Annotated in this window: 24 protein-coding genes and 1 pseudogene; 12 read left to right on the top strand and 13 right to left on the bottom strand. The window is 65.5% G+C overall.

Annotated features, from left to right (window positions below):
• Window positions 1-174: 174 nt before the first annotated feature.
• Entirely contained in the window at window positions 175-798 is a 624-nt protein-coding gene (locus ACUXVH_RS25205) for a cell wall hydrolase (RefSeq protein ID WP_065363712.1), read from the top strand.
• Here the strand turns inward: ACUXVH_RS25205 and ACUXVH_RS25200 are convergent.
• Both ACUXVH_RS25200 and ACUXVH_RS25195 read right to left on the bottom strand, forming a co-directional pair.
• Window positions 795-1160 (bottom strand): hypothetical protein, encoded by a 366-nt coding sequence (locus tag ACUXVH_RS25200; RefSeq protein WP_445496197.1) that lies wholly within the window; start codon window positions 1158-1160, stop codon window positions 795-797. The genes ACUXVH_RS25205 and ACUXVH_RS25200 overlap by 4 nt on opposite strands.
• 31 nt (window positions 1161-1191) lie before the next feature.
• Window positions 1192-1593, bottom strand: coding sequence for a GFA family protein (locus tag ACUXVH_RS25195; RefSeq protein ID WP_065363714.1), 402 nt, complete (start codon window positions 1591-1593; stop codon window positions 1192-1194).
• Between the two features lie 117 nt (window positions 1594-1710).
• Between ACUXVH_RS25195 and ACUXVH_RS25190 the strand changes: the two genes are divergently transcribed.
• Both ACUXVH_RS25190 and ACUXVH_RS25185 read left to right on the top strand, forming a co-directional pair.
• Entirely contained in the window at window positions 1711-2268 is a 558-nt protein-coding gene (locus tag ACUXVH_RS25190) for a hypothetical protein (RefSeq protein WP_065363715.1), read from the top strand.
• A gap of 38 nt (window positions 2269-2306) precedes the next feature.
• Window positions 2307-2768, top strand: a complete 462-nt coding sequence (locus ACUXVH_RS25185; protein WP_011060697.1) for a methyltransferase family protein — start codon at window positions 2307-2309, stop codon at window positions 2766-2768.
• Between the two features lie 13 nt (window positions 2769-2781).
• On the opposite strand, the gene ACUXVH_RS25180 is transcribed toward ACUXVH_RS25185, so the two are convergent.
• Complete coding sequence (locus ACUXVH_RS25180) at window positions 2782-3219, bottom strand: hypothetical protein (RefSeq protein WP_065363716.1); 438 nt, start codon at window positions 3217-3219, stop codon at window positions 2782-2784.
• Window positions 3220-3406: 187 nt separating this feature from the next.
• On the opposite strand from ACUXVH_RS25180, the gene ACUXVH_RS25175 reads away from it, so the two are divergent.
• Entirely contained in the window at window positions 3407-3937 is a 531-nt protein-coding gene (locus ACUXVH_RS25175) for a DUF1993 domain-containing protein (protein ID WP_015635162.1), read from the top strand.
• A gap of 73 nt (window positions 3938-4010) precedes the next feature.
• On the opposite strand, the gene yfcF is transcribed toward ACUXVH_RS25175, so the two are convergent.
• A complete protein-coding gene (gene yfcF, locus ACUXVH_RS25170) occupies window positions 4011-4643 on the bottom strand; it encodes a glutathione transferase (protein WP_065363717.1) in 633 nt (210 codons plus the stop codon).
• A gap of 419 nt (window positions 4644-5062) precedes the next feature.
• Here yfcF and ACUXVH_RS25165 point away from each other — a divergent pair, with 419 nt between their 5' ends.
• Window positions 5063-5392: a hypothetical protein gene (locus ACUXVH_RS25165; protein ID WP_065364708.1), complete on the top strand. Its 330-nt coding sequence runs from the start codon at window positions 5063-5065 to the stop codon at window positions 5390-5392.
• A gap of 213 nt (window positions 5393-5605) precedes the next feature.
• A complete protein-coding gene (gene metE / locus ACUXVH_RS25160) occupies window positions 5606-7894 on the top strand; it encodes a 5-methyltetrahydropteroyltriglutamate--homocysteine S-methyltransferase (protein ID WP_065363718.1) in 2289 nt (762 codons plus the stop codon).
• A 413-nt stretch (window positions 7895-8307) separates the two neighbouring features.
• On the opposite strand, the gene ACUXVH_RS25155 is transcribed toward metE, so the two are convergent.
• The gene (locus tag ACUXVH_RS25155; RefSeq protein WP_015635166.1) at window positions 8308-9204 is read right to left on the bottom strand and encodes a DMT family transporter; all 897 of its coding nucleotides are present in this window, start codon (window positions 9202-9204) and stop codon (window positions 8308-8310) included.
• A 106-nt stretch (window positions 9205-9310) separates the two neighbouring features.
• On the opposite strand from ACUXVH_RS25155, the gene ACUXVH_RS25150 reads away from it, so the two are divergent.
• The gene (locus ACUXVH_RS25150; RefSeq protein WP_041752169.1) at window positions 9311-10645 is read left to right on the top strand and encodes an aminotransferase-like domain-containing protein; all 1335 of its coding nucleotides are present in this window, start codon (window positions 9311-9313) and stop codon (window positions 10643-10645) included.
• A gap of 11 nt (window positions 10646-10656) precedes the next feature.
• On the opposite strand, the gene ACUXVH_RS25145 is transcribed toward ACUXVH_RS25150, so the two are convergent.
• The 6 genes and pseudogenes from ACUXVH_RS25145 to ACUXVH_RS25120 form a co-directional block, all read right to left on the bottom strand.
• Window positions 10657-11520, bottom strand: coding sequence for a methyl-accepting chemotaxis protein (locus ACUXVH_RS25145; RefSeq protein WP_370059491.1), 864 nt, complete (start codon window positions 11518-11520; stop codon window positions 10657-10659).
• Window positions 11515-12270, bottom strand: a pseudogene (locus ACUXVH_RS25140) (MCP four helix bundle domain-containing protein); the annotation flags it as partial. The gene ACUXVH_RS25145 and the pseudogene ACUXVH_RS25140, both read right to left, overlap by 6 nt.
• A gap of 261 nt (window positions 12271-12531) precedes the next feature.
• Window positions 12532-13413, bottom strand: a complete 882-nt coding sequence (locus ACUXVH_RS25135) for an alpha/beta fold hydrolase (RefSeq protein WP_041774176.1) — start codon at window positions 13411-13413, stop codon at window positions 12532-12534.
• A gap of 87 nt (window positions 13414-13500) precedes the next feature.
• Entirely contained in the window at window positions 13501-14022 is a 522-nt protein-coding gene (locus ACUXVH_RS25130; protein ID WP_011060707.1) for an alpha-ketoglutarate-dependent dioxygenase AlkB family protein, read from the bottom strand.
• A 53-nt stretch (window positions 14023-14075) separates the two neighbouring features.
• The gene (locus tag ACUXVH_RS25125) at window positions 14076-14393 is read right to left on the bottom strand and encodes a hypothetical protein (RefSeq protein ID WP_053157779.1); all 318 of its coding nucleotides are present in this window, start codon (window positions 14391-14393) and stop codon (window positions 14076-14078) included.
• A 107-nt stretch (window positions 14394-14500) separates the two neighbouring features.
• A complete protein-coding gene (locus ACUXVH_RS25120; RefSeq protein ID WP_053157782.1) occupies window positions 14501-15226 on the bottom strand; it encodes a murein L,D-transpeptidase catalytic domain family protein in 726 nt (241 codons plus the stop codon).
• Between the two features lie 153 nt (window positions 15227-15379).
• Here ACUXVH_RS25120 and ACUXVH_RS25115 point away from each other — a divergent pair, with 153 nt between their 5' ends.
• A complete protein-coding gene (locus ACUXVH_RS25115; protein WP_065363720.1) occupies window positions 15380-16948 on the top strand; it encodes a L,D-transpeptidase family protein in 1569 nt (522 codons plus the stop codon).
• 38 nt (window positions 16949-16986) lie between these two features.
• Here the strand turns inward: ACUXVH_RS25115 and ACUXVH_RS25110 are convergent, their stop codons facing one another.
• Window positions 16987-17913: a LysR family transcriptional regulator gene (locus ACUXVH_RS25110; RefSeq protein WP_065363721.1), complete on the bottom strand. Its 927-nt coding sequence runs from the start codon at window positions 17911-17913 to the stop codon at window positions 16987-16989.
• A 153-nt stretch (window positions 17914-18066) separates the two neighbouring features.
• Between ACUXVH_RS25110 and speB the strand changes: the two genes are divergently transcribed.
• The 4 genes from speB to betA all read left to right on the top strand — a co-directional run bounded on the left by speB (window position 18067) and on the right by betA (window position 24040).
• Entirely contained in the window at window positions 18067-19044 is a 978-nt protein-coding gene (gene speB, locus ACUXVH_RS25105) for an agmatinase (protein WP_065363722.1), read from the top strand.
• Between the two features lie 86 nt (window positions 19045-19130).
• Window positions 19131-20639, top strand: a complete 1509-nt coding sequence (locus ACUXVH_RS25100; protein ID WP_065363723.1) for an aldehyde dehydrogenase family protein — start codon at window positions 19131-19133, stop codon at window positions 20637-20639.
• A gap of 138 nt (window positions 20640-20777) precedes the next feature.
• Window positions 20778-22346 (top strand): purine-cytosine permease family protein, encoded by a 1569-nt coding sequence (locus ACUXVH_RS25095; protein ID WP_065363724.1) that lies wholly within the window; start codon window positions 20778-20780, stop codon window positions 22344-22346.
• 2 nt (window positions 22347-22348) lie between these two features.
• A complete protein-coding gene (betA, locus tag ACUXVH_RS25090) occupies window positions 22349-24040 on the top strand; it encodes a choline dehydrogenase (protein ID WP_065364709.1) in 1692 nt (563 codons plus the stop codon).
• A gap of 67 nt (window positions 24041-24107) precedes the next feature.
• Here the strand turns inward: betA and ACUXVH_RS25085 are convergent, their stop codons facing one another.
• A complete protein-coding gene (locus ACUXVH_RS25085; RefSeq protein WP_065363725.1) occupies window positions 24108-25985 on the bottom strand; it encodes an amidohydrolase in 1878 nt (625 codons plus the stop codon).
• Window positions 25986-26034 lie beyond the last annotated feature (49 nt).

Here is a 26034-nt window from a genome sequence, read left to right as displayed (position 1 = left end):
AGGGAATGATTCGCGCGGCCCATGGTCGATTCAACATGGCCCCCGGTGACCCGTTCGCTCCCCCTCGACGCGCCATCGTGCCGGCCATGCTGCAACCGGTTGCGCCGCTCTGCCGCCAGGTACGTTCAGGGGCGGCGCTGGCAGGGGGTAAAGGTTTTTCGGGAAGGATCGATCATGCGCTGGATTGTCAGGACCCTGTGTTTTGCCTTGTTGTTGCCCGCAGCCCAGCTCTGGGCCGCCGACCCGCAGCCGGCGGTGCAGGCCGCTGCCCAGGACAAGGCCCAGGCGCTGGAGCAGAAAGCCGCGGACAAGGAAAGCCCGAAGGTCGAGCCCCAGGCCGCACCCATCACCAAGACCGAAGTGCAGGCCGTGGACCCGGCCGGCCAGGCCCCGGTGGACGACGCCATCACGTGCCTGTCGCGGACCATCTACTGGGAAGCCAAGGGCGGTGAAAGCGCCGATATGGAGGCCGTGGCCAATGTGGTTCTGAACCGCCTGGGCCATGAGGGTTTTCCCGGGACGGTGTGCGAAGTGGTCAAGCAGGGTTCGGAAAAAAGCCCCTGCCAGTTCTCCTGGTGGTGCGATGGTCGGCCCGACCAGGTGGAAGAAGAGGGCCGCTATACCATCGCCAAGGAAATTGCCCGCAAGGCGCTGAACCAGCAGCTCAAGGACCGTACCGGCGGCGCTCTGTTCTTTCACGACCGCAGTGTTTCGCCGGACTGGTCCCGGGCCTATATCAAGACCACCGAGATCGGCAGCTTCAGCTTCTACAAACCCAAGGACGTCGCGGCGCGCTAGTGGCGTGGGTTTGAGTCGTGGGTACGGGCCTGGTCGTCCTGGCGCAGCCAGCGTTTGCCGAGGGTGGTCAGCCGATGGCGGATGGGCTGGCTGAACATTTTTTGCGAGACCTGGTGCAGCAGGCTTACGCACAGCTCGCGATCCAGCGGGAAGCCGGCTTCCAGCCATGCCACAGCACAGTGCTCCCAGTGTTCGGAGCCGGACCCCAGGGCGCTCAGCAGCAACTGGCGCAGGCACAGCGGTTCACCCGGCGGGGGCTCTATCCTGAGCCCGGCGAGGGCGCCAGGCAGGTCGGCCGTGACCGATTCGTAGGGGCGTTCAAGCAACGGCAGGAGCCAGACGTAGCTGAAGTGCCGGGTCATGACAGGGGCATTCCTCTGGGTGCGGCGTGGCTTATTGCACTTGGTCGAACTGATCGGCGATTGCATACCAGTCGGCCTTCATGGCCACGCAGTAATGCTGTTGCCTGGGGGCTGCGAAGGGCGTGTCCAGGGTGGCAATGGCGATGGAAATCCACTGGCGATATTCGCCCTGGGTGTCCTGCCAGAACAACGAAGAGCCGCAGTGGCAGCAGAACTGGCGCAGCACGCCAGGGGATGATTCGTACACCTTGAGCGCCGATCTCTGGTCGCGGATTTCCAGATTCGCACGCGGCGTACTGGCGTAGGAAGCAAAGGCCGCGCCGTGGCCCTTCTGGCACTTGTGGCAATGGCAGTGGGTGACGGCTTTCAGCGCGCCGCACACCTGGTAAGTCACCGCGCCGCACAGGCAACTGCCTTGATGCTGGTTTTGCATGGTCAGGGTTTCCGAAGTTTCAGGGCCAGCATTGCCGCGAGTGGGTGAACCCTTTATAAAACGCCGGCTGCTGATCGCAGCAGCTGCCCAGGAACCCGACCCGCAAGGAGCGACATAGTGAGTCAATCGCCTCATCCCCTCAACACCTGCATAGGGCGCGTGCGCCTGCCGGGTCTCGCCGGCCTGTTGCTGGCGCTGGCCGGCTGCGGCGCCCTGACCGATGTGCGGTCCTTTTCCACGCCCTATTCCACGCCGCCGGGTGGCGAAACCGTGCGCCTGCGGGTGATCAGCGACGGCATGGTGCGCGGTGTGCCCAGGTCCGACTGCGTGGATTTCCGCCTGCCCGGTGCCGGGGTCGTGGTGGCTGCCCGGGACGGCTACGCCAACCGTAACGGTGAAAGCCTGGGCATGGCGGCGCCGCAGACTCCCGCAGTGCCCGGTACCCGGACCGAAGTGCTGGTGCCGGCCGGGCAGCCCATGGCGTTCCACTACCTGGGCAACCAGTGCTACAACCTGTTCAGCTTCGTGCCCAAGGCAGGCATCGACTACCAGCTGGAAGCCTCGGGGATGTACAAGTGCGCGGTGATGCTCAAGCAGGCGCCGCTTGGCTCGAAGGAATATGCTGCGGCCCCGTTGAAAGACAGCAAGCTGTGCCGGGTGACGGACAACCTGTAACGCCCCGGACCTGAACCCGGGCAGAGGAGAGAGGCACCATGCAGGCCTTGGAAAACCGCATTCCACCCCCCCTTGTCGCGGTCCTGTTCGCCGTGTTGATGGGGCTGCTTGCGCGCGGCTTGCCGGGCCTGGATCCGGGCTTGGGCACACGCCTGTTGCTGGCGCTGCCGCTGGTGATGGCCGGGCTGCTGTTTGTCCTGGCCGGAGGGCTTGCCTTTCGCCGGGCCAAGACCACGGTCAACCCGCTGAAGCCCGCCAGCGCCTCGGCCCTGGTCACCTCGGGGATCTACCAGTACACACGCAACCCGATGTATGTCGGCTTTGCCCTGTGGCTGCTGGCCTGGGGGCTGTACCTGGCCTCGCCCCTGGTGCTGCTCGGCGTGCTGGGGTTCGTCCTGTACATGAACCGCTTTCAGATCTACCCCGAAGAACGGGCACTCGGGCAGTTGTTCGGGGCTGATTTTGCGGCGTATCGCCAGCGTGTGCGGCGCTGGCTTTAGGCGGTACGGCTGTTCAAGCCGCCACTTGCGCCTGCAGTTGCAACTGGCCATCCACTTCGCGGGTCAGGCCGCTGGCGACGAACAGCGGTACCAGCAATTTGTGCAGTTGGGGGTCGACGAATTCCTTGACCGTTGCCAGGTCCAGATCGCCGCTCGCCGGCAGCTCGGCCTTGGTGAAGGACAGCCAGGCTTTCTTCAGGGCCTGCAGCACATCGCTGCCGGCGGTGGAGGCGAAGCGCCGGTTGGCCACCCGGCCGGCGAAGTTGAAGGTGTGCTGGTAGTCGTAGCCGCTCTCGTCACCCTGGCTGGCGACGCAGCGACCACAGGAGCAGGGGTCATCGGCGAAGGCCGCGCGCAGGTAACTGTTGAAATCGACGATGGGCTTGAGGGCCAGGCGCTTGTCGACTTCGAACAGGTCCCCGGTCATTTTTGCTTCACTGCTCAAGGTCATTTTCCTCACTGTCAGGCGGTGTATTTCTCAAGGGGCGCACCATACCAGCCGGATCGGCCCAGGGGTACTTTTCTGGCGTTGTCCGCGGCTTGAGAGAGGGGGAACATTTGCTAGGATCCATCGGCTTTTATGGCGGGGCGACGGGCAGCACCCGGCCCCTGTGTCTTGATCTCATCGAGGAACACCCATGTCGATCTACACCCTCACCGTTCCCTGTTTTGCCCAGATGCTGCGCGCCCTGGAGGGCTTTCTCGCCAAGGGCGAAGAGCAGGCCCGGGAGCGGGGGTTCGAACCCCAGGTGCTGTTGCAGTCGCGGCTGGCACCGGACATGTATGACCTGGCGGCCCAGGTGCGTTTTGCCTGCACCCAGGCCCGGGAAGCGGTACAGCGCCTGAGCGGGCAGCCTGTGACTGCATTGCAGGCGCCGGCCGGTATGGCCGAGGCCAGGGCACTGATCGAAGACACCCTGGCGTTCCTGGCGGCGGCGGACCGCGAGCTGATCGACAGCAGTGGCCAGCGGGCCATCGCCATCGAGCTGCACAACGGTATTGCCTTCGACATGAACGGCGAGGAGTTCGCGCGCAACTGGGCGACGCCGCAGTTCTATTTCCACCTGGTCACGGCCTACAACATCCTGCGGCACAACGGTGTGCCCCTGGGCAAGGCCGATTATGCCCAGCACATGTTCGCCTACCTGCGCCAACCGCAAGAAGCCTAGCCGCGCCAGCCGCAGACTCCCCGGCCAGCGTCAGGTCAACGGCCGATGGCCGCATCACCCGGCGCTCCAGGCCCTACAGCGCCGGCCGCGGCAACTGCACCCATTCCTGCACTGCCGGCCGTTGCCACTGGCGCCGGGCATAGTCCACCAGGTTCGCCGGCACCGGGTCACCGTTGAGGATCAGCCGGTTGAGCATCAGCGCCAGGTCGACATCGGCGATCGACCACTGGCCGCACAGGAAGTCGCGGCCATCCGCCAATAGCTCCTGCGCGGCCTCCACCAGGGTGTTAGCCGCCGCTTGGGCCTGGGGCGACAGCGGTTCGCCCTTGCAGCCGTAGAACACCACCAGGGTCGTGCGCTCCTGGCGGATCGGCAGCAGATCGCTGCGCAGCCAGGCCTGGACCTGGCGGGCCTTGGCACGCTGGCGCAGGTCCTGGGGATAGACCGGGTTGTGCGGGAACAGCTGTTCCAGGTATTCAGCGATGGCCGAGGATTCGGACAGGGCAAAATCCTCCAGCACCAGGGTCGGCACGCGCTGGGTCAGGGACAGGCGGGTGTAGGCCGGCTCGCGGTTCTGCGCGGCGTCCAGGTCCAAGGGCAGCAGGTCGAAGTCGATACCCTTTTCCCGCAGCACCACGAACACGGACAGGGCATAGGGGCTGGTGAACTGGGCATCGACGTACAGGCGCGGGCGGGAAGCGGTCACGGCGGTCTCTCCAAGGGGGGAGCGCCCACGCTAGGAGATCCTGGTCGATAAATAAAATGCAGGTTTTTTATCCGTGCATTCCTCGTAGGAATACTGGCGTTTCGGCCTCCGTGCGCGATGCAGCCGTGGCGATGCGGTTCTGGAGTCGCGGGCGGGCGTCGGAGGCGGACCGGGGCGTGCAGCAGTGGCTAGCGTCGGTTATCGAGTCGGCCCACGGTGGGCCCACCCGGGGTGCGGAAAAACCCGGCTTCAGCGTGTTGCAGTTGATCGACTGGCGTCAGCGGCGGGTGCGCCTGTGCCGCGCGAGTGGCCAGCATTGGCAGGCACATTGCCTTGATCGAGAAGGCAAAGTACTGGCCCAGGGCAGTCTGAAGTGTCGCCAAAATCACTTTATTTTCAGGTGGTTAGGTGACCGCAAAATGCGCCATGTGTTGATTACGCTGACTTCGTTTGCCCTGTTGAGCGGGGCTTCTGCGGCCCAGGCCCGGGAGCTGGCGGCCAATGACCGATATATCTGCAGCTGGGGGGCGGGCACTGCCGCCAGGGCCCAGGAATTGAAGTTGTCCGGGGTGTCGCTGTATGCGGCGCGGCAGAAGATCCAGACCTACAAGTTCAGCAAGGGCTGGATGCGCATGATGGCCCTGGGCATTACCGAGCAGACCTACGACAGCCCCTCGCGGATCAAGCCCGAGGCACTGCGCAAAAGCTTTAACGAGGATTGCCTGAGGTATAAGTTGGCTCGCCGCTGAGGGGGGCGCAGATCTGCACCGGGTCGCAGGCCTGTAGCTGGCCCGGGCCGCTCCGGGCAGGAGCCTGAAGGGCGCGCGGCCTCCTGCGGCAGTGTCTGATCTGCCTGTTTGATCATGAATGGAACTTGTGATCATCGCGATTAAAATGAGTTTGTCTCACCAAGTGCCGAGTGCCGACAATGGCTCCCATCAAACACAGGGGAGTTGCATGTCATGGCTTTGGCCCATTCTCTAGGATTTCCGCGCATTGGCCGCGACCGTGAACTGAAGAAAGCGCAAGAGGCGTTCTGGAAGGGCGAACTCGACGAAGCCGGCCTGCGCGCCGTGGGCCGTGATCTGCGCAAGACTCACTGGGAGCTGCAGAAAAACGCCGGTATCGACCTGCTGCCCGTGGGCGATTTCGCCTGGTACGACCAGGTTCTGACCCATTCCCTGATGTTCGGCGTGATCCCCCAGCGTTTCCGTCCGCAGCATGGCCCAGCCACGCTGCAGACCCTGTTCGGCATGGCGCGTGGCGTCAGCGACGGCTGCTGCGGCGGTGCCCACGCCCAGGAAATGACCAAGTGGTTCGACACCAACTACCACTACCTGGTGCCTGAATTCGGCGCCGACCAGCAATTCCAGCTGGGCTGGGAGCAGCTCTTCGAAGAGGTCGAGGAGGCCCGGGCCCTGGGGCACGCCGTCAAGCCGGTGCTGATCGGCCCGCTGACCTACCTGTGGCTGGGCAAGGCCAAGGGCGCCGAGTTCGACAAGCTGGAGCTGTTGGACCGCCTGCTGCCGCTGTACGGCCAGATCTTCCAGCGCCTGGCGGCCCAGGGTGTGGAGTGGGTGCAGATCGACGAGCCGATCCTGGTGCTGGACTTGCCCCAGGATTGGAAAAACGCGTTCGAACGTGCCTACAACCAGATCCAGCGCGAGCCGCTGAAAAAACTCCTGGCGACCTATTTCGGTGGCCTGGAAGAGAATCTCGGCCTGGCCGCGAACCTGCCGGTGGATGGCCTGCACATCGACCTGGTGCGTGCTCCCGAGCAGTACCCGACCATCCTCGATCGCCTGCCGGCCTACAAGGTGCTGTCACTGGGCCTGGTCAATGGCCGTAACGTCTGGCGCTGCGACCTGGAAAAAGCCCTGGCCACCCTGCAGCACGCCCATGAGCGCCTGGGTGAGCGCCTGTGGGTGGCGCCTTCCTGCTCGCTGTTGCACAGCCCAGTGGACCTGGGCCGTGAAGACCAGCTGGACGCCGAGCTCAAGAGCTGGCTGGCCTTCGCCGTGCAGAAATGCCAGGAAGTGGCGGTACTGGCCCAGGCGGTGAACCAGCCGCAGGCCCAGGCGGTGCTCAAGGCCCTGGAGCAGAGCCGCGCCGTACAGGCCAGCCGCGCGGCCTCGCCGCGCATCCACAAACCGGCGGTACAGGCTCGGGTGGCGGCCATCACCCCCAAGGACAGCCAGCGGCGCTCGGCCTTCACCCAGCGTATCGCCAAGCAGCGCGCCGGCCTCGACCTGCCGCTGTTCCCCACCACCACCATCGGTTCGTTTCCGCAGACCGCCTCGATCCGCCTGGCACGCCAGTCGTTCAAGCAGGGCAAGCTGAGCGTGGCCGAATACACCGAAGCCATGCACAGCGAAATCCGCCACGCGGTGCTGGTGCAGGAACGCCTGGGCCTGGACGTGCTGGTGCACGGCGAGGCCGAGCGCAACGACATGGTCGAGTATTTCGCCGAGCAGTTGGACGGCTATGTGTTCACTCGTTTCGGCTGGGTGCAGAGCTACGGTTCCCGGTGCGTCAAGCCGGCGGTGATCTTCGGTGACCTAAGCCGCCCCAAAGCCATGACCGTGGAGTGGATCCGCTACGCCCAGGGCCTGACCGACAAGGTGATGAAGGGCATGCTCACCGGCCCGGTGACCATGCTGATGTGGTCTTTTCCGCGCGAAGATGTGAGCCGCGAAGTGCAGGCCCGGCAACTGGCCCTGGCGATCCGCGACGAAGTGCTGGACCTGGAAGCCGCCGGCATCAGGGTCGTGCAGATCGACGAAGCCGCGTTCCGTGAAGGCTTGCCGCTGCGCCGGGCGCAGTGGCAGCACTACCTGGACTGGGCCACCGAAGTGTTCCGCCTGTGCGCCTCTGGCGTGCGTGATGAAACCCAGATCCACACCCATATGTGCTACAGCGAATTCAACGATGTGATCGAGTCCATCGCCGCCATGGATGCGGACGTCATCACCATCGAGACCTCGCGTTCGGACATGGAACTGCTGGACGCCTTCAAAGCCTTCGCCTACCCGAACGAGATCGGTCCGGGCGTCTATGACATCCACTCGCCACGGGTGCCGGATGCCTCGGAAATGGCCAACCTGCTGCGCAAGGCCGCCCAGCGCATTCCTGCCGAGCGCCTGTGGGTCAACCCGGACTGCGGCCTGAAGACCCGCGGCTGGCCGGAAACCGAAGCAGCCCTGGTGCACATGGTCACCGCTGCCCGTCAGTTGCGTAAAGAACTGGCCTGATCGGCCAACCCCGCCACCGGAGCACGTCGGCGTGCTCCGGTTTTCTGCTTCCAGCATGGCATCGGGGGCAAGTGGTGCGAGGGCGAGCAAGCAGGTAGCGGAGGGCGGCGCGGCGCATCTGATCCGTATTTTTCTTGCGCATCTGCGTCTGTTATCAGAACAGCCATGGTTTGAAAATGGCGCGCCCGGCCGGCTTTACGGCTGGAGACCGGGCCCGCTGCACCGCATACCTACTGTTCAGGAGGCCTGATGACTAAGATGGCGTTTTTCTTGTTTGGATTTTTAGCCTTGACCATCGCGCTCGGTGCGCTCGCGACTATCTCTCCGACCTGACCCCCGAGCCCTTTGCGGCTCTTGCTTCATATCCCCGCGCAATCAGTGGCAGCCCGGCAAGCGCTGCCACTGCCTTGTACTTATTTGGAACACTTTCGTGCCCCGACCACGCAGAGGATCACCGCCACGGTGACCCCGAGCATGCCCAGGCTGACGTGCTCGTGGAGCAGGCCGGCGGCCAGGGCCAGGCCGAAAAAGGGTTGCAGCAACTGCAACTGGCCGACTGCGGCGATCCCGCCCTGGGCCAGCCCGCGGTACCAGAAGACAAAACCGATCAGCATGCTGAACAGCGATACGTAGCCCAGGCTGACCCAGGCCGGCAGGCTGATGCCGCTAAAGGAGGCGGGCATGCTGAACAGGGTCAGTGCGGCCATCAGTGGCAGCGACAGCACCAGGGCCCAGGAGATCACCTGCCAGCCGCCCAGGGTGCGCGACAGCTTGGCGCCTTCGGCATAACCCAGGCCGCATACCAGCACGGCCAGGAGCATGAGCAGGTCACCCTCGGGCGAAGCCGTGAGGCCCTGGGACAGGGCATAGCCCACCACCAACAGGCTGCCGAGCACCGAGAACAGCCAGAACACAGGGCGCGGCCGCTCGCCGCCGCGCAGCACGCCGAACACCGCGGTGGCCAGGGGCAACAGGCCGAGGAACACGATGGAATGGGCCGAGGTCACGTACTGCAGGGCCAGGGCCGTGAGCAGCGGAAAGCCCAGCACCACGCCCAGGGCAACGATGGTCAGGGGCAGGAGCTGGGCGCGGCTCGGACGGCGCTGCTTGAACAGCAGCAGGATGCACAACGCCAGGAGCCCGGCGATGGTGGCCCGGGCCACGGTGAGGAATAGCGGGTCGAACTCCAGCACCGCGACCCGGGTGGCCGGCAGTGAGCCGCTGAAGATCAGCACGCCGATAAAGCCGTTGAGCCAGCCACTGGCGGTTTTTTCCAGGGCTGGGGATTGCAGGGTCGATGTCCGTTCCATTCGGGGAGTGCTCAAGAAGTGGGGGCCGCAGCGGCGGGGCTTGTGTCGAGCCCATCCTAGGATTGAAAATCAGCACAATCAAAAAATTGTCATGGATACAGCGCCTATGGCCCGTGCTCGCTACAAACAGCTGGTGGACACCTTTGCCGCCGATATCCGTACCGGCATCCTTGCCCCCGGCACCCGCCTGCCCACCCATCGCGAGCTGGCGGCGCGGGAAGGGCTGGCCCTGGTCACTGCATCGCGGGTCTACGCCGAGCTGGAAGCCATGGGCCTGGTCAGCGGTGAAACCGGGCGTGGGACCTATGTCCGGGAAACCGCCTTGCCGCCAGGGCAGGGCGTGGACCAGCCCGCCACGGCACCGGGCACCCTGGACCTGAACTTCAACTACCCGGCGTTGCCCGGCCAGGCCGAACTGCTGCGTAGCGCCTTGCGCCAGTTGGCGGCGACCGGCGACCTGGAAGCCTTGCTGCGCTACCAGCCCCACGCCGGGCGCAGTCATGAGCGGGCCACGGTAGCGCGCTACCTGGCGGGCCATGGGCTGGTGGTGGAGGGCGAGCAGGTGCTGCTGGTCAGCGGCGCCCAGCACGGCCTGTCGACCACCCTGATGGCGTTGCTCAGGCCCGGTGATGTGGTGGCGGTGGATGCCTTGACCTACCCCGGGTTCAAGGTGGTGGCCGAAGCCCACGGGCTGGAACTGCTGGCCATTCCCCTGAGCGAGCAGGGGCCGGACCTGGAGGCCTTCGAGCGCCTGTGCCAACGGCGGCGGGTGCGCGCGGTATACGCCATGCCGACCCTGCACAACCCCATGGGCTGGGTGCTGGACCTGGCCTGGCGCCAGCGCCTGGTGGCGATTGCCCGGGCCCACGGGCTGCTGATCATCGAAGACGCCGCCTACGCCTTCCTGGCCCAGGATCCTCCCGCGCCGCTGGCTGCCCTGGCACCAGAGATCACGGTCTACATCTCGGGGTTCTCGAAGAATGTGGCCACCGGCCTGCGGGTCGGTTATGTGGTGGCGCCGCCGGCCTGGGTGGCGCTGATCGAGCGTGCGATCCGCACCAGCACCTGGAACACCCCGGGGGTGATGACCGCCATGGCCTGTGCCTGGATCGAGGACGGCACGGTGGCGCGCCTGGAGCACCAGAAGCGCGAGGATGCCCAGGCCCGCCAGGCCCTGGCCCGGGAAGCCCTGGCCGGGCTGGCCTATGTCAGCCATCCGAACTCCTACTTCCTCTGGCTGCCCTTGCCCGAGGAAGTCCGGGCCGATCAGGTGGCCATGGCGCTGCTGCGGGAGAAGGTCTCGGTGTCCACCGCCGAGCCCTTTGTCGGCGCCGGCCCGGTGCCCCACGCCATTCGCCTGGCGTTGGGCTCGGTGGCCATGGCCGATCTGGGCGTGGCGCTAGCCAGGGTCCGGCAGGTGATCGGCCGCTACGCCTTCTGAAGCGGCAAGTGTCAAAGCTTGAACTGGGTCACCAGGGCATTGAGGTCCACCGCCAGGCGTGACAGCTCCTGGCTGGCGGCATTGCTCTGGTTGGCCCCGGCCGAGGTCTGGGTCGACAGGTCGCGGATATTGATCAGGTTGCGGTCCACCTCGCGGGCGACCTGGGCCTGTTCCTCGCTGGCGCTGGCGATCACCAGGTTGCGCTCGTTGATGGTGGTGATGGCCTGGGTGATCTGGTCCAGGGCCAGCCCCGAAGCGCGGGCGGCTTCCAGGGTCAGGTGGGCGCGCTCGTTGCTGTTGCGCATGGCACTGACCGCACCTTCGGTGCCTTCCTCGATGGTGTTGATCATGCTTTCGATTTCCTGGGTCGACTGCTGGGTGCGATGGGCCAGGGCCCGCACTTCGTCGGCGACCACGGCGAAGCCGCGTCCGGCGTCCCCGGCCCGCGCGGCCTCGATGGCGGCATTGAGCGCCAGCAGGTTGGTCTGTTCGGCAATCGAGCGGATCACTTCCAGCACCTGGCCGATATTGCGCACGTCCACCGCCAGGTTTTCCACCCGCTGGCAGGTCTGGGTCACGTCTTCGGCCAGTTGGCCGATGGAGTCGACGGTGTGCTGTACCTGCTCGCGGCCGTGATGGGCCGTGCGGTCGGTTTCCTGGGAGGCTTCGGAGGTGCTCACCGCATTGCGCGCCACTTCCTCCACGGCGACGGTCATTTCATTGACCGCGGTAGCCGCCTGTTCCACTTCGTTGCTTTGCTGGTGCAGGGTCTGGCTGGAATGCTCGGTGACCGCGTGCAGTTCCTCGGCGGCGGAGGCCAGCTGGTTGGACGAATCGGCGATCCGCTGCAGGGTGCCGCGCAGGCTGGCCTGCATGGTCTGCAGGGCGTGCAGCAGGCGCGCCGGTTCGTCCTTGCCGCTGACTGCGATGCTCTGGCCGAGATCACCGCGGGCGATGGTTTCCGCTACCTCCACGGCCTGGCCCAGGGGGCGCACGATGCTGCGGGTCAGGAACAGGGCCAGGACCACGGTCAGGGCCACCACGACCAGCATGATCAACAGGACCATGCCCATCGCACCTTTGAACACCTGGTTGCTTTGCGCCGCCGCGGCGATACCGCCCCGGGTGTTGACGTCGATGATGGTCAGCAATTCCTTGAGCATGGCGTCGGCATTGGCCAGGAACGGGCCGCCGTCGACGATGTCGATCGCCGCTTCCTTGTGGCCCTGGCGCATCAGGTCGGTGATCCGGTGCTGGTCCTTGAGGTACAGCGCTTCGGCTTCGACAAAACGCTCGTAGGCGGCGCGTTCGTCGTCGACGTTGATCAGTTTTTCATAGGCCTGCTGTTGCCGATCCTGCTGTTGCTCCAGTTCGTTGAGGCGCGATAGCAAGGCCTGCACGTCACCGCTGTCGCGCACCACCAGCATGCGCAGGGTCAGGGTTCGGATCTGGGTGCTGGTCAGGGCCAGGGCATTGGCGGCAACGATGGATGGCTGCCAGTTCTGGTCGACCTCAAGGGATTGCTGGTTCATGCGTTGCATTTCCAGCAGGGAGAAACCTCCCAGGGCCAGGGCCAGCAGGGCGATCAGGGCGAAGCTGAACCCTGCGCGGCGGGAAATGTTCATCGTTCTCAAGAGCATGACTGTGTTCCTTGTGGCGGCAAAAAGTACAACCGGCGAGGCGAGTCGCGGTTTGCATCGGTGCGGTGCGCGGTGGGGCCAGGCCCCACGGCACCGTCGGCTTTTTGCACACAAGGCAGGCGGCAGGCGCATCTGATCGGCGCCTTTGTCCAGTGCTTTCCAGGATCGACAGGTTGCACGGCCTGCCTGGAAAACCCGCCAATGATAGCACGGTGACATCTGTCGCGGGCGCCTGGCCCGCGGCTTTCACCGGCCTTCGGTCTGGAGAAAGCCCTGGATGGAGCGGGCGCTGGTGGCCGGGTCGACCTGCATGAAGCAGTGCTGGCCGTCGATCACCTGGGTGCTCAGGTGCCGGTTGATGGCCGCCCAGCGCTTGATCGAGCGAGCCACGTAGGGGTAGCTGTCGCGGCCGTGGATCACAAGGCTTGGGGTCTTCACCTGGCGCAGCGAGCGCCACAGGCGGCGGGGAAAGGAGCTGTAGATATCCACTTCGCGCTCGGGGGCGCATTTTAGGGCCACGCCTTGTTCGTCGTCCTTCAGGCCGTGTTCGACATAGGCGGCCAGGGCCGCGTCGCTCCAGCCCTTGAAGATGCCCCGGTTGGCCAGCGCGGCCTTGGCGGCGGCGCGGTCCGGCCAGCGCCGGCGGCGGGCGGCGGCCTTGCGCGCGAGGCTGTGGCGGCGGTTCAGGCCCAGGGCCGACAGCACGCCCAGGGAGCCGATCATGGAGGGGGTGAAGATCACCGGGTCCAGCATCACCGCCTTGCGAAACAGTTGCGGGCGTTCGGCGACGATCAGGCAGGTGAGCACCCCGCCAAAACTGTGGCCCAGCGCATAGCGCGGTACCTCGCCATAGGCATCGAGCCCGGCTTCGAAGGCCTCGGCTGCCAGTTCCGCGGTGCGGTTCCAGCCGAGGAACGGGCCGCCGTGGTCGGTATCGCCGTGGCCCTGGACGTCACTGAGCCACAGGTCGAAGGACTCGGCCAGCAGCGCCAGCATCGGCTGATAGGCCATGGAGCAGAAACCGTTGCCGTGCAGGAAGTGCAGCAGCGGCTTGCCCGAAGGCGCGGAGCGCAGGCCGCGCAGGGTGAAGCCTTCGGGACAGGGGTAGGACCAGGGAAGCAACTGCATGGGGCCTCGGGGCAAACGCTGAATACAGCCGGGCATTGTCGATGGCCCGGCCCTTGAGTCAAGGGCCGATCCTGACCGAGTCCAGCACTACCCGGTCTTGAGCTGGCGAAACGACAGGCTGATGCGCTCGCCGGCGTCCGGCGCCTTGGGGATCGCGTGCAGCCAGTGTTTCTGCAGTTCGTCCGACATGTGCAGCAGCGACCCGCTGGCCAGGCTGTAGTCGAAGGTGGCGCCGCTTTCCTTGTGGCGAAAGACCATGGCCCGGGCGTGGCCCAGGGAGACGATCACCACCCCGGTGCCTGTCACCAACTGTTCATTGGCGTCGGAATGAAAGCCCATGGAGGAGTGGCCGTCGGGGTAGCAGTTGAGCAGGCAGTTGTTGGGGCGAAAGCCCAGCAGTTGCTCGATGGGCCCGCACAGCTGCTCCAGCGCTTCGGGCATCGGCACGGCGGGGTAGGTGATCTGCGAGTAGTCGTAGGGCGCGCCGAAACTGGCGGTCTTGCGCGCACGCATGCGCTCGTCCCACAGCACGGAGTCCTTGAGGTGGTTGAACAGCCGATGCGGGTCGGCGATGAAGTCGGGGAAAAAGTCGATTTCGGGTGGAGTCATGGGAGTACTGCCTGTCGTGAAGGACAGCGCCTGCGGGGGGCAGGGCGTGATCCTTATCGGTCCTTGATGGGTGCCTGGAGTGTGCCGCCTGCCACCGACTGGATAAACTGTGCGGCCTTTTGCCCCAGGTCCGCCTGGGAAGCGCGGATCAGCAGGACCAGGGGCGCCAGGGACAGTGGCTCGATGTCCAGCCGTTGCTGGCTGGAATTGCGCAGTATCAGGGTCAGCTCGGTCCACTGGTCATCGTCGGCGGTCCGGCTGTCGCCATCGGAATCCACATTGCAGCCAGCGCCCCACAGGTGTTCGGCCACCCGGTAGAACGCCGGGCGTGGTCCGGGCTGTTGCAGAAGCAGGGCATGTGGCGAAGGCATGGCGTGGAGCTCGGGCGAGGTGGCGTTCCAGGTCGGTAACGGTATCTCGCCGCCGGCGTGCGGCGCAACTGCGAAGAGGGCAGGCGCCGAGCATCCGGCCGGCTTGCTCAGCCGCCGTTGGCGCTGAGGATGCTCGCCACCTGGCGTGGCTGGCAGTTGAGGTAGGGCGAGGTTTTCAACCAGCGCTGGTCCGGGTACCAGGAGAACATGAACTGGCCATCCTTGAGCTTGTCTATCACCTGGCGCGCCACTTGCGGGCGCACCGCGGGGCAGCCCTGGCTACGGCCGATGCGGCCCTGGCGCTGGCTCCACAAGGGGTTCACGTAGTCGGCGGCATGGATCACGATGTCGCGGTCCCGGGCCCGGTCGTTGAAGCCCGGTTCCAGGCCGTCCATGCGCAGCGAGTAGCCATGGCTGCCTTCGTAGCTTTCCTGGGTGCGGAACAGGCCCAGGCTGGATTGGTAGCTGCCCAGGCGATTGGAGAACTGGGTAGCGAAGTTTTCCCCGGATTTCTGCCCGTGGGCCACCAGGTCGCGCAGCACCAGTTTTTTGGTCCGCAGGTCGAAGATCCACAGGCGCCGTTCGGTGGAGGGCTGCGAGTAGTCGATCACCGCCAGGTGGCGGGCTTGTCGGGCGCCGCTGCCTACCGCGCATTGCATGGCGCTCAGGGCACTTTTCAGGGCCTGGGGATTGAGTTGCGGGGCGGCGTGGGCGAGGCTGGCGTACAGCGTGGGGCTGGCGACGGGCTGGACTTTGCTGGCGGCGAAGGACGAAATGGAAAAGGCGCCCAGGGCAATGGCCACCAGGCAGAACCGGCACGAGAAATTCAACATGTATAGAGCGTCCCCATGGTCACTTTGGCTCCTGACGTCCTGTCGTTCCCCCGGCAGTCTGGTCTATATGTTTAATGCCCAGGCCCGATTGTTTTCCGCATCTGCCGTAATGGTTGGCCGCCCGCTGGGCGCCCACGGATTGGAGTAAAGCAGTTGTTCAAAAAACCCGCATGTTACTTGACCCTGTGCCTGCTCGCTGCGCCATTGGTCGCGCTGGCCGATGAGCTGCCACAGCTGTCGGCGAGCCCGATGCAAACGGCGCTGACGCAACTGGCCGTGGCCTGCCCGGCCCTGGCGCCGCGGCTCAATACCCCGGCCCAGCAGCTGTTGCAGGGCTTCTACCAGCAACAGGGCGAACAGCAGGTGTGGTCCGTGGCGGGCCGCCTGGCCAGCTTGCAGGCGCAGTTGGCGCAACTGGTGGACGACGGGCTGGACCCGGGCCACTACCGCCTGCCGCAGGCGAGCCCGGCGGGAGATGGCCTGTGCAGCGATATCGATATCACCCATCAGTACCTGCAAGCCCTGCAGGACCTGCATTACGGTCGCCTGGCGCAAAGCCGCTTCGAGCCTATGTGGCGGGCCCAGCCGCTGCCGGACGATCGCCAGAGCGCGCTGCTGGCGATTGCCGTGCCGGGCATCGCCCACATCGCCACGGCCTTCGAGCAGGCGCGCCCCAGCCTCGCGCAATACCGCAACCTGCGCCAGGCCTATGCCCATGAGCGCCAGCAACCCTTGCCCCAGTGGCAGGCCGTGGCCGGCGGCCCGTTGCTGCGCCCGGACATGCAGGACAAGCGGGTGCCGGAGCTGGCCCTGCGCCTGTACCACGGCGGCTACCTGCAAAGCCCGGTGGTCAACCCGGACAACGCCTACAGCGGCGAGCTGGTCAGCGCGGTGAAGAACTTCCAGCTTGGCCATTCGCTGCAGGCCGACGGTGTGGTCGGCGCGGGCACCCTGAAAGAGATGAACATCAGCCCGGCCGAGCGCCGCGAACAGCTGCGCATCAACCTCGAACGCCTGCGCTGGCTGGCCCAGGATTACGAGCCGAACCTGGTGCTGGTGAACGTTGCCGCCGCCCAGCTGACCTTCTATCAGCATGACGCGGTGGTCTGGCAGACCCGCACCCAGGTCGGCCGCGCGGAGCGCCAGACGCCCTTGCTCAAATCCCAGGTCACCCGGCTGACCCTGAACCCCACCTGGACCGTGCCGCCGACCATCCTCAAGGAAGACAAGCTGCCGGAAATCCGCCGCGACCAGGGTTTCCTCAACCGCCAGAACCTGCAGGTGCTGGATGCCAACGGCCAGCCCCTGGCGGCCGAGGACATCGACTGGGACCGCCCCGGCAACATCCTCCTGCGCCAGGGCGCCGGCCCGCGCAACCCCTTGGGGCGCATCGCCATCCGCTTCCCCAACCCGTTCTCGGTGTACCTGCACGACACCCCGAGCCAGGCGCTGTTCAGCAAGGGGCCGCGGGCCTTCAGCTCCGGCTGCGTGCGGGTCGAGCAGGCCCTGCAACTGCGCGACTGGCTGCTCAGCCCGGCGGAGCGGTTGCGCACCAACGAGCTGTTGGCCACCGGCCTGACCCACGAGTTCCGCCTGGCCAAGCCGGTGCCGATCCTGCTCAGCTACTGGACGGTGCAGGCCGACAGCCACGGGCAACTGCTGTATGCCCCGGATATCTACGGGCGGGATATGCCCCTGGCACTGGCCCTTGGCTCGCGCTGATGGCGTGCGACCGCAAGGGCCAGGGGCAGGGCGGTGCGTCAGCTTCCTGGGTATGAGGGCTCGGGTTGACGCGAACAGGCGGCGAGGTCTTCCAGAAAGACCTCGAGGATCGGCGGCGGTGTGCTGCCGCGTCGGGTGATCACATCAAAGGGTGACATCAACCGCAGGCGCTCGGGCGCCAGTTGGCGCATGTCGCCGCAGGTGACCCACTGAGCGGCGAAATGGGTGGGCAGAAAGCCCAGGTAGGCGCCGGAGATGATCAGGATTGCCAGGGCCTCGATGTTGTCCACCGTGGCGGCGGCCTTGCTGACACCCAGGCATTGCAGATCGTGTTGCTGCATGTAGCCGCGCGCGACAACCCGGCTCGCGGCCACTTCCTCAAGCAGTTCGACGGTGTTGGCCTGGCTGGCGAACAACGGGTGGTAGCGGCCGCAGTACAGCCCCAGGGCCTCCTGGTACAAGGCGCTGTGCAACAGGCCCGGTACGTGGATCGGGAAGTGCCCGATGGCCAGGTGCAGGCGCCCGTCCAGCACCCGCTCTTCCAGCTCCGCTGGGGTGCCCACGTAGACATTCAGGTGCACGTCATGCCCCCTGGAGACAAAGCGCTGGGTGGCCCGCGGCAGCGGTGAGTCGGGGTCGCTGATGGTGGTATCGATGATCCCCAGGTTGAGCTGACCGCTGATGTGCTGCTTGAGCACATCGGCGTCCATGCAGAAGTTCTCCACCGCCGACAGCAGGCGCTGGGTCGCCTCATGAATCGCCACCCCCTGCTCGGTCAAGCGGAACCCGCCGCGTCCGCGCTGGCAGAGTTTGACCCCGAGCCGGGTCTCCAGATGAGTCATCTGTTCGCTGATGGTCGACTGGCCGGTATTGAGCGCCGCCTGCGCCGCGGAAAAACCGCCGCAACGGACGATGGTGGCAAATACCCTGAGCAGCTTGAGATCGACATCGTGCAGTTGAATCACTGGACACCTCCCGCCTGTGGACACATCGGCAATGCCGATATGAGTATCTGATGTTCAGCATTTTCTCCATATAAACCAGCGCTCATAGTCGATTCAACGGCGGCGGCCGCACCCGCCCGCCCCAGCGAATAACAAGAAATGGAGACGCTGAACATGTCGAAGCACGGTTATGAGTCCGGCCGCCTGAACCTGCCTTTCGTGGGCCATTGCACCTTTGCCAAATCCCCGGTGTGCACCGACTGGGACACCCTGGATGCCGATGTGGCGATTCTCGGGGTGCCCAACGACATGGGTACCCAATGGCGTTCCGGTGCGCGCTTCGGGCCGCGGGGGATCCGTGAGGCCTCGACCCTGTTTTCCTTCGGCCACGCCGGGGCCTACGACCACGAAGACGATGTGATGTACCTGACCGCGGAGGATGTGCGCATGGTGGACGTGGGCGATGCGGATATCGTTCACACCGACATGGCCACCAGCAATGCCAACACCGAGTTCGCCGTGGGCAAGATCCTGCAGGCCGGGGCCATGCCGGTGGTGCTCGGGGGCGATCACTCGGTGCACGCTCCGGTGATCAAGGCGTTCGAGGGGCGCGGGCCGATCCACATCATTCACTTCGATGCCCACCTGGATTTTGTCGATGAGCGTCACGGCGTGCGCTACGGCCACGGCAACCCACTGCGCCGGGCCTCGGAGATGCAGCACATTATCGGCATGACCCAGATGGGGATCCGCAACGTGTCCTCATCCAACCGCGACGACTACGAGGCGGCCCATGCCGCCGGGTCGAAGATCCTCTCGGTCCGCGAGGTCCGGCGCCTGGGCACTGAAGGCGTGCTGGCGCTGATCCCCGAGGGCATCGACTACTACATCACCATCGACATTGACGGTTTCGATCCCTCGATCGCCCCCGGCACCGGCACGCCTAGCCATGGCGGTTTCCTCTACTACGAAGTGCTGGAGATCATCCAGGCCCTGGCCAGGCGCAGCCAGGGGCGGATCGTCGGCATGGACCTGGTGGAGGTGGCGCCGGTCTACGACCCCTCGGGCATCACCTCGATTCTGGCGGCGCAGCTGCTGCTCAACAGCCTCGGTTTCATCTTCCATGAGCGCGCCCAGGCTCGCTCCCGGTAATGAGACACACCTGCCTCCGGCACCGACCTGGGGCGATCAGCGAAGCACAGTGACTCGACGCCCAGCGTCGGGCAGAGGGCATGAACATGGACACGATCGTCAAGCAGTACCTGCAACAGTTCGCAATCAGCGAGGCCACCCAGCGCTTTCTCGGCAAGGCGCAGAAGATGTTCATCGGTGGCGCCTGGGTCGATGCCAGCGACGGCCAGACCGCGCAGGTCCGCGAGCCGTCCACTGAGGCCCTGCTCACCCATATTCCCATGGGCACCGTGGAGGACCTGGAGCGTGCCGTGAGCGCGGCCCGCAAGCAGTTCGACGGCGGCGAATGGAGCCTGCTCAAGCCGCTGGAGCGCGAGGCGATGATTCACCGCCTGGCGCAACTGATTGCGGACAACGCTACGGAACTGGCGGAAATCGAATCGATCGACATGGGCAAATCGGTGGCCAGTGCCCGGGATGTCGATATCCAGGGTACGGTCGACACTTTGCGCTATTTCGCCGGCTGGGCCAGCAAGCTCCACGGACGCACCGTCGAGCCCTCGTTGCCGGGCAATTACCTGGCGTACACGCGCAAGGAGCCGGTGGGCGTGGTCGGGGTGATAGTGCCCTGGAACTTCCCGTTGCAGACCCTGGCCTGGAAGCTGGGCGCGGCCCTGGCCACCGGTTGCACGGTGGTGGTCAAGCCCGCCGAGCTGACGTCGCTCTCGGCCTTGCGCTTCGCCGAGCTGGTGGAAGAGGCGGGTATCCCCGCCGGGGTGATCAATATTGTCAGCGGGCGCGGCAGCGTGATCGGCGCGGCCATGGCCGCGCACCCGGGGATCGACAAACTGAGCTTCACCGGGTCGACCCCGGTGGGCCGTACCGTGGGGCGCGCGGCGCTGGACGACATGAAGCGCCTGACCCTGGAACTGGGGGGCAAGTCGGCGGTGCTCGTGCTGGCCGATGCCGACTTGCGCGCGGCCGCCGAGGCCGTGGCCAACGGTGTGTTCTTCAACTCGGGGCAGGTCTGCGACGCCGGTACCCGCGCTTATATCCACCACAGCATCTATGACGCGTTTCTCGATGAGCTGATCGCCTACACCCGGACCTTGAAGGTGGCCCCGGGGCTGGACCCGGACTGCTTTATCAGCCCCCTGGTATCGGCCCAGCAGAAACAGCGGGTCAGCGAGTACATCGAGATCGGCAAGGGCGAGGGCGCCCAGCTGGTCTACGGCGGCCAGCCGCTCGAGGGGCCGGGGTACTTTGTCGAACCGACCATTTTTGCCCATTGCCGCAATGACATGCGCATCGTCCAGGAAGAGATCTTCGGGCCTGTGCTGGTGACCGCGCCTTTCGACGATGACGAGCAGGCGCTGGCACTGGCCAATGACTCGCTCTATGGCCTGGCGGCGGCGATCTACTCCAACGACCTGGGCCGGGTTCACAGCCTGATTCCGCGTCTGCGGGCCGGCTCGGTGTACGTCAATGCCCACAGCACCATCGACCCCGCGATGCCTTTTGGTGGCTACAAGCTGTCGGGGTTCGGCAAAGACCTGGGGCCGGAGCAGCTCGACCACCTGATGGAAACCAAGGCGGTCTGGATCACCCTGCCTTGACAGGCGAGCCTGCCTTTACCGATTTCGGGCGTCCTTGGGGCGCCCGCACATCCCTCGTCAGAGCCTGCAGGAGGTGCCCAGGCATCGAGTACCGCACCAGTGCCCCGTCATGATATCGACCAACAATAAGAGCCCATCATGAACACTAATGCCCAGCCTGCCCCGAGTGTCTCCAGTGCCGACAACGGCTCCGTTGTCGAAGTCCATTCGATCGATTACATCCCGGAAAACGAGCGCACCGACAAGCTCTCCAGCCAGGGGCCGTTCTGGTTTCTGGGCAACTTCACCTTCTTCACCATGACCATCGGCTTTGTCGGGCCCAGCGTCGGCCTCACGGCGTTCTGGACCACGGTGACCGGCACCCTGGGCATCATGTTCGGCACCTTGTTCATGGCCTTCCATGGTTCCCAGGGGCCGCACTTGGGCTTGCCGCAGATGATTCAGTCCCGGGCGCAGTTCGGCTATCGCGGGGTGATCCTGGTGCTGCTGGCGACCCTGTTCGTGTTCGCCGGTTTCAACATCGTCAACCTGGTGCTGATGATGCAGGGGCTGCAGACGTTGTTCGGCTTCGATCCCCTGCTGGTGGCCCTGGCGGTGACCGTGCCGGGGGCGACCCTGGCGATTCTTGGCCACGACTGGATGCACCGCAGTTTCAAGTGGGCGCTGTACCTGTCGCTGCCCCTCTATGGCCTGGTGAGCCTGGCGGTACTGATGCACTGGGTGCCCGATGCCCAACCGCTGGCCGTGGCGGCAGGCGGCGTGGCTCCGCAGCCCCTGGGCTTCAACTGGTCCGGCGGCGTCGCCCAGTTCGCCGCCGCGGCCAGCTACAACATCGCCTATGCGCCTTATGTGTCCGACTACTCGCGCTACCTGCCCAAGCACACCCACAGCGGCAAACTGATCGCCGTGGTGTTCCTCGGGGCTTCGTTGTCCGGCGCCTGGATGATCGCCGTGGGCGGCTGGCTGGCCGACCACCTGCATTCCACCGATGTGCTGGTGGCACTGGGGCAGGTGGGCAACACCTTGTCACCGCTGGTGGGCACGGCGGTAGTGCTGGTGACCATCCTGGCGTTCCTGCCGGTGATCGCGATGAACATCTACAGCGCCAAGCTGACCACCCTGACCTGTGTCGATTCGATCATCAGCATCAAGCCGACGCGCAAGGCTCGGATTCTGGCGATTCTCTTCGTGATCCTGTTGCAACTGGGCGTGGCCCTGAGCATCCAGCGCTCGAACCAGGGGCTGTCGGTGCTGAGCATCTACCTGGTGGTGATGCTGTATTTCCTGGTGCCCTGGACTGCAGTCAACCTCACCGACTACTTCTTCGTGCGCAAGGGGCGCTACGCCATCACGCACTTCTTCATGCCCCGGGGCAACCTCTACGGCAGCTGGGGCCTGCGCGGGATCGTCGCCTACGCCATCGGCTTCGCGAGCATGATCCCCTTCTTCTACATCTACGACGGCGTGGAGCAGCGCGAGGTCTATGTCGGCCCGCTGGCCAGGGCCCTGGGCAGTATCGACGTTGCCTGGCTGGTGGGGCTGGTGGTGTCCGGGGTGGCCTACTACGGCCTGAGCCGTTCGCTGGACCTGGCGCACGAAGAGGCGGTGATTCTGCGCCTTGAGGACGCCGCGGGGGCGTGCGCCGAAGGGCTCGCGCAACCCCGCGAGGCGCTGCCGATTCTCAATCAATTGACGGTCGGGAGATGATCATGAGCAGGCAAACATTCGACTACATCATCATTGGTGCCGGATCGGCCGGCTGCGTGCTGGCCAACCGCTTGAGCGAGGACCCGGGCACCTCGGTGCTGGTCCTGGAGTTCGGTGGCAGCGACCGTAGCGTGCTGATCCAGATGCCCAGCGCCTTTTCCATGCCGATGAACACCAGCAAGTACAACTGGCGCTACCAGACCGAGCCTGAGCCCTACCTCGACGGCCGGCGTATCCATTGCCCGCGGGGCAAGGTACTGGGGGGCTCGTCCTCGATCAACGGCCTGGTCTACATCCGCGGCCACGCCCATGACTTCGATGAGTGGCAAGCCCTGGGGGCGCGGGACTGGGGCTATCGGCACTGCCTGCCGTATTTCAAGCGGGCGGAAGACTACGAGGCCGGCGGTGACAGCTACCGCGGGCAGGGCGGGCCGTTGCACACCAACAATGGCAACAACATGCACAACCCCCTGTACCGGGCCTGGATCGATGCCGGTGTCGAGGCGGGCTACATCAGGACCGAAGACTGCAACGGCTTCATGCAGGAGGGCTTCGGCGCCATGCACATGACGGTGAAGAACGGCGTGCGCTGCTCGACCGCCAATGCCTACCTGCGACCGGCCATGGGGCGCCCCAACCTGACGGTGCTGACTCAGGCGATGACGCGCCGAATCCTTTTCGAGGGCAAGCGCGCGGTGGGCGTCGCCTATGACCGTCAGGGGCAGGTCCATGAAGTGCGGTGCAACCGCGAGGTGCTGGTCGCCGCCGGCCCCATCGGTTCGCCGCACCTGCTGCAACGCTCCGGGGTCGGGCCGGCCGAGGTGTTGCGCAAAGCGTCGATCGAGCCTCGGCACGTGCTGCCGGGAGTGGGGGAAAACCTCCAGGATCACGCCGAGGTCTACATCCAGTTCGGCTGCAAGGAGCCGCTGACCCTCAACAGCAAGATGGACCCGCTGAGCAAGCTGCTGATCGGTCTGCGCTGGTTGCTGTTCAAGGACGGCCTGGGGGCCAGCAACCACTTCGAGGCCGGTGGCTTCATTCGTTCCGAGCAGGGCTTGGGTTGGCCGGATATCCAGTTTCACTTCCTGCCCGCGGCCATGCGCTATGACGGCAACAAACCCATCAAGGGGCATGGCTTCATGGTGCTCACGGGCCCCAACAAACCCAAGAGCCGCGGCCATGTGCGGGCCCGTTCCGGCGACCCGTACGAGCACCCGGAAATTCTCTTCAACTACCTGCAACGTGAGGAGGATCGCGAGGGTTTCCGCCGTTGTGTGCGCCTGACCCGGGAAATCATCGGCCAGCCGGCGATGGACCGTTACCGCGACGGCGAGATTGCGCCGGGGCCGCAGGTCAACACGGATGCACAGATCGACGAGTTCGTGCGGGCGAACCTGGAGAGCACCTATCACCCCTGCGGCACCTGTCGCATGGGCGAGGACGAGATGGCCGTGGTGGATTCCGAACTGTGTGTCCACGGTCTTGAAGGCCTGCGAGTGATCGACTCGTCGGTGTTTCCCAGCGAGCCCAACGGCAACCTCAATGCGCCGACGATCATGCTCGCTGAGCGTGCCGCCGACCTGGTGCGCGGGCGTAAGCTGCTGGTGGCTGACGAGGTTGCGGTGGGGTTGGCCCCGGATTGGGAAAGTCGCCAGCGTCCGGGGTCGCCGGTACGCAAGGTGAGGGTTGAATGACCGCGAGGAGGAAAACCCTGCGCCGGCTGCCGTCTAGAGAACACGACAGCCGGCGTTGGGTTTTACCTTACTGGGCGGGCGCCAGCCGGTCGTAGATCACATCCAGGGCCGGGCCCAGGTCGCCGTCGCCCTGGGCCACGGCCTTGATGCCCTGGGGTACCGGCAATGACGGATCGCCATGCATCCCGAACGGCGGCGGCAAGCCTGCCACCTTTGCCGGACGCTCATAGATCACCCGGCCTTCCTTGACGGTCTTGAGCACTTGGATCTCGCTCAGGGTCTCGGGTTTGACGGTCAGCGGGTTGGCCGAGAGCACCGCGAAATCCGCCAGCTTGCCCGGGGTGATGGAGCCTTTGCGGTCTTCTTCGAAATGCTGGTAGGCCGACCACAGGGTCATGGCCTTCAGCGCCTGCAAGGGCGTCACCCGCTGGTCCGGGCCGAGTACGTAGCCGCTGCGGGTGGTGCGGTTGACCGTGGCTGCCAGCACTCGCATGGAGTCCGGCAGGGCCACCGGTGCATCGTGGTGGGTGGTGAATTTCATCCCGGCCTGGAGCACCCACTGGGTCGGCGAGATGTTTTCCGCGCGTTCGGGCCCCAGCACCGACTGGCGATGCCAGTCGCCCCAGTAGTAGGTGTGCATGGGGAACAGGGAAGGGAAGATCTTCAGTTGCTTGAGTTCGGCCACCTGGTCCTTGCGCAGGGTCTGGCCGTGGATCATTACCGGCCGCACATCGACCCCGGGGTAGGCCTGTTCCGCGGCACGCATGGAACCGAGCAACTGGTCGATGGCGCGGTCGCCGTTGGTGTGGGAGAGGATCTGCCAGCGGTTGGCCAGGGCCTCTTTATAGATGGCCAGGGCGTCGGCGTCCTTGAGCACGCCGTAGCCGGCATAGCTGGCGTCCTGGCCCTGGGGCGGCTTGAAGTAGGGCTGGCTCAGCCAGGCCGTCTTGCCCTGGGGCGAGCCGTCCAGGGTCAGCTTGACCCCACCGATGCGAAAGTGCTGGTTGTACACCACCGGCTGGTTGCTCGGGTGATACCAGGGGGCGACCATCAGTTGCTTGACGCCGGGGGTGAGGATATCCGGGTAGGAGACGATGTCCGCCAGCAACTTGCCATCGCCCGCGGCCTTGATCGCGGTCTTGACCTGGTCCGGGGAAGAGCGGCCGTCCTGGATCGTGGTGTAGCCATAGCTGACATACAGCTTCTGCCCGGCGCTGAGCATGTCCACCGCCTGGTCGGCGGTGAGCTTGGGGAAGATCTTGATCAGGGCGTTGAAGAAGGCGTTTTCCTCCAGCACTCCGTTGGGCTCCTGGCTGCCGTCGACGCGGCGGATCACCCCGCCTTCCGGGTTGGGGGTCGACGCGTCGATCCCCGCCAGTTCCAGCGCCTTGCTGTTGAGCACCCCCAGGTGCGAGGACTGGTGGACGATGGCGATGGGCAGGTCGCGGGTCACGGCGTCCAGGTCGGCCTTGGTGGGGTGGCGCTGTTCCTGCAGCTGGGAATCGTCATAGCCAAAGCCGAACAGCACGCCGAACTGCTTGGGGATCGGCGACTGCTGCTCAAAGCTGCGCAGGGTTTTCTGGAGCCCGGGGATGCTGTTGTTGGTTCCATCCGGTGGCGGCAGCAGGTTGGCGCTGGCAGCCTGGAAACCCACCATCGACACATGGCCGTGGGGGTCGACGAAGCCCGGTAGCAGGGTCGCGCCCTTGAGGTCGAGCATCTGCGTGGCCGGGCCCTTGTTCTTGAGTACCTGTTGCCGGTCACCCACGGCGAGGATCTTGCCGTCCTTCACCGCCACTGCCTGGGCCTTGGGGTGCTGGTCATCGATGGTGATGATCGGGCCGTTGAACCAGATGGCGTCGGCCACCGGCGGCGTGGCCGCCAGGGCGCTGGCACTGGCGAGCTGGAGCGCTGCCACGAGCAGCGCGAAGGAGGTCTTTTGCATGTGCGTTCTTCCTTGAAGCGGGCAGGAGCGCACTAGCCTAGCCGCAAAG

The sequence above is a fragment of the Pseudomonas sp. 8(2025) genome (genome assembly GCF_052665325.1).
The sequence above is the reverse complement of the archived record's forward strand: the minus strand, read 5'-3'. Positions and strand labels throughout refer to the sequence as shown.

What these genes read in the sequence shown, in the direction of transcription:
- speB (WP_065363722.1), top strand. Translation starts at nt 18,067, where the DNA reads ATGTCGAAGCACGGTTATGAGTCCGGCCGCCTGAACCTGCCTTTCGTG.
- metE (WP_065363718.1), top strand. Translation starts at nt 5,606, where the DNA reads ATGGCTTTGGCCCATTCTCTAGGATTTCCGCGCATTGGCCGCGACCGT.
- ACUXVH_RS25205 (WP_065363712.1), top strand. Translation starts at nt 175, where the DNA reads ATGCGCTGGATTGTCAGGACCCTGTGTTTTGCCTTGTTGTTGCCCGCA.
- ACUXVH_RS25100 (WP_065363723.1), top strand. Translation starts at nt 19,131, where the DNA reads ATGGACACGATCGTCAAGCAGTACCTGCAACAGTTCGCAATCAGCGAG.
- ACUXVH_RS25145 (WP_370059491.1), bottom strand. Translation starts at nt 11,520, where the DNA reads ATGCAGGCCAGCCTGCGCGGCACCCTGCAGCGGATCGCCGATTCGTCC.
- betA (WP_065364709.1), top strand. Translation starts at nt 22,349, where the DNA reads ATGAGCAGGCAAACATTCGACTACATCATCATTGGTGCCGGATCGGCC.
- ACUXVH_RS25185 (WP_011060697.1), top strand. Translation starts at nt 2,307, where the DNA reads ATGCAGGCCTTGGAAAACCGCATTCCACCCCCCCTTGTCGCGGTCCTG.
- ACUXVH_RS25175 (WP_015635162.1), top strand. Translation starts at nt 3,407, where the DNA reads ATGTCGATCTACACCCTCACCGTTCCCTGTTTTGCCCAGATGCTGCGC.
- ACUXVH_RS25120 (WP_053157782.1), bottom strand. Translation starts at nt 15,226, where the DNA reads ATGTTGAATTTCTCGTGCCGGTTCTGCCTGGTGGCCATTGCCCTGGGC.
- ACUXVH_RS25165 (WP_065364708.1), top strand. Translation starts at nt 5,063, where the DNA reads ATGCGCCATGTGTTGATTACGCTGACTTCGTTTGCCCTGTTGAGCGGG.
- ACUXVH_RS25125 (WP_053157779.1), bottom strand. Translation starts at nt 14,393, where the DNA reads ATGCCTTCGCCACATGCCCTGCTTCTGCAACAGCCCGGACCACGCCCG.
- ACUXVH_RS25200 (WP_445496197.1), bottom strand. Translation starts at nt 1,160, where the DNA reads ATGACCCGGCACTTCAGCTACGTCTGGCTCCTGCCGTTGCTTGAACGC.
- ACUXVH_RS25150 (WP_041752169.1), top strand. Translation starts at nt 9,311, where the DNA reads ATGGCCCGTGCTCGCTACAAACAGCTGGTGGACACCTTTGCCGCCGAT.
- ACUXVH_RS25095 (WP_065363724.1), top strand. Translation starts at nt 20,778, where the DNA reads ATGAACACTAATGCCCAGCCTGCCCCGAGTGTCTCCAGTGCCGACAAC.
- ACUXVH_RS25130 (WP_011060707.1), bottom strand. Translation starts at nt 14,022, where the DNA reads ATGACTCCACCCGAAATCGACTTTTTCCCCGACTTCATCGCCGACCCG.
- ACUXVH_RS25155 (WP_015635166.1), bottom strand. Translation starts at nt 9,204, where the DNA reads ATGGAACGGACATCGACCCTGCAATCCCCAGCCCTGGAAAAAACCGCC.
- ACUXVH_RS25180 (WP_065363716.1), bottom strand. Translation starts at nt 3,219, where the DNA reads ATGACCTTGAGCAGTGAAGCAAAAATGACCGGGGACCTGTTCGAAGTC.
- ACUXVH_RS25085 (WP_065363725.1), bottom strand. Translation starts at nt 25,985, where the DNA reads ATGCAAAAGACCTCCTTCGCGCTGCTCGTGGCAGCGCTCCAGCTCGCC.
- ACUXVH_RS25135 (WP_041774176.1), bottom strand. Translation starts at nt 13,413, where the DNA reads ATGCAGTTGCTTCCCTGGTCCTACCCCTGTCCCGAAGGCTTCACCCTG.
- ACUXVH_RS25195 (WP_065363714.1), bottom strand. Translation starts at nt 1,593, where the DNA reads ATGCAAAACCAGCATCAAGGCAGTTGCCTGTGCGGCGCGGTGACTTAC.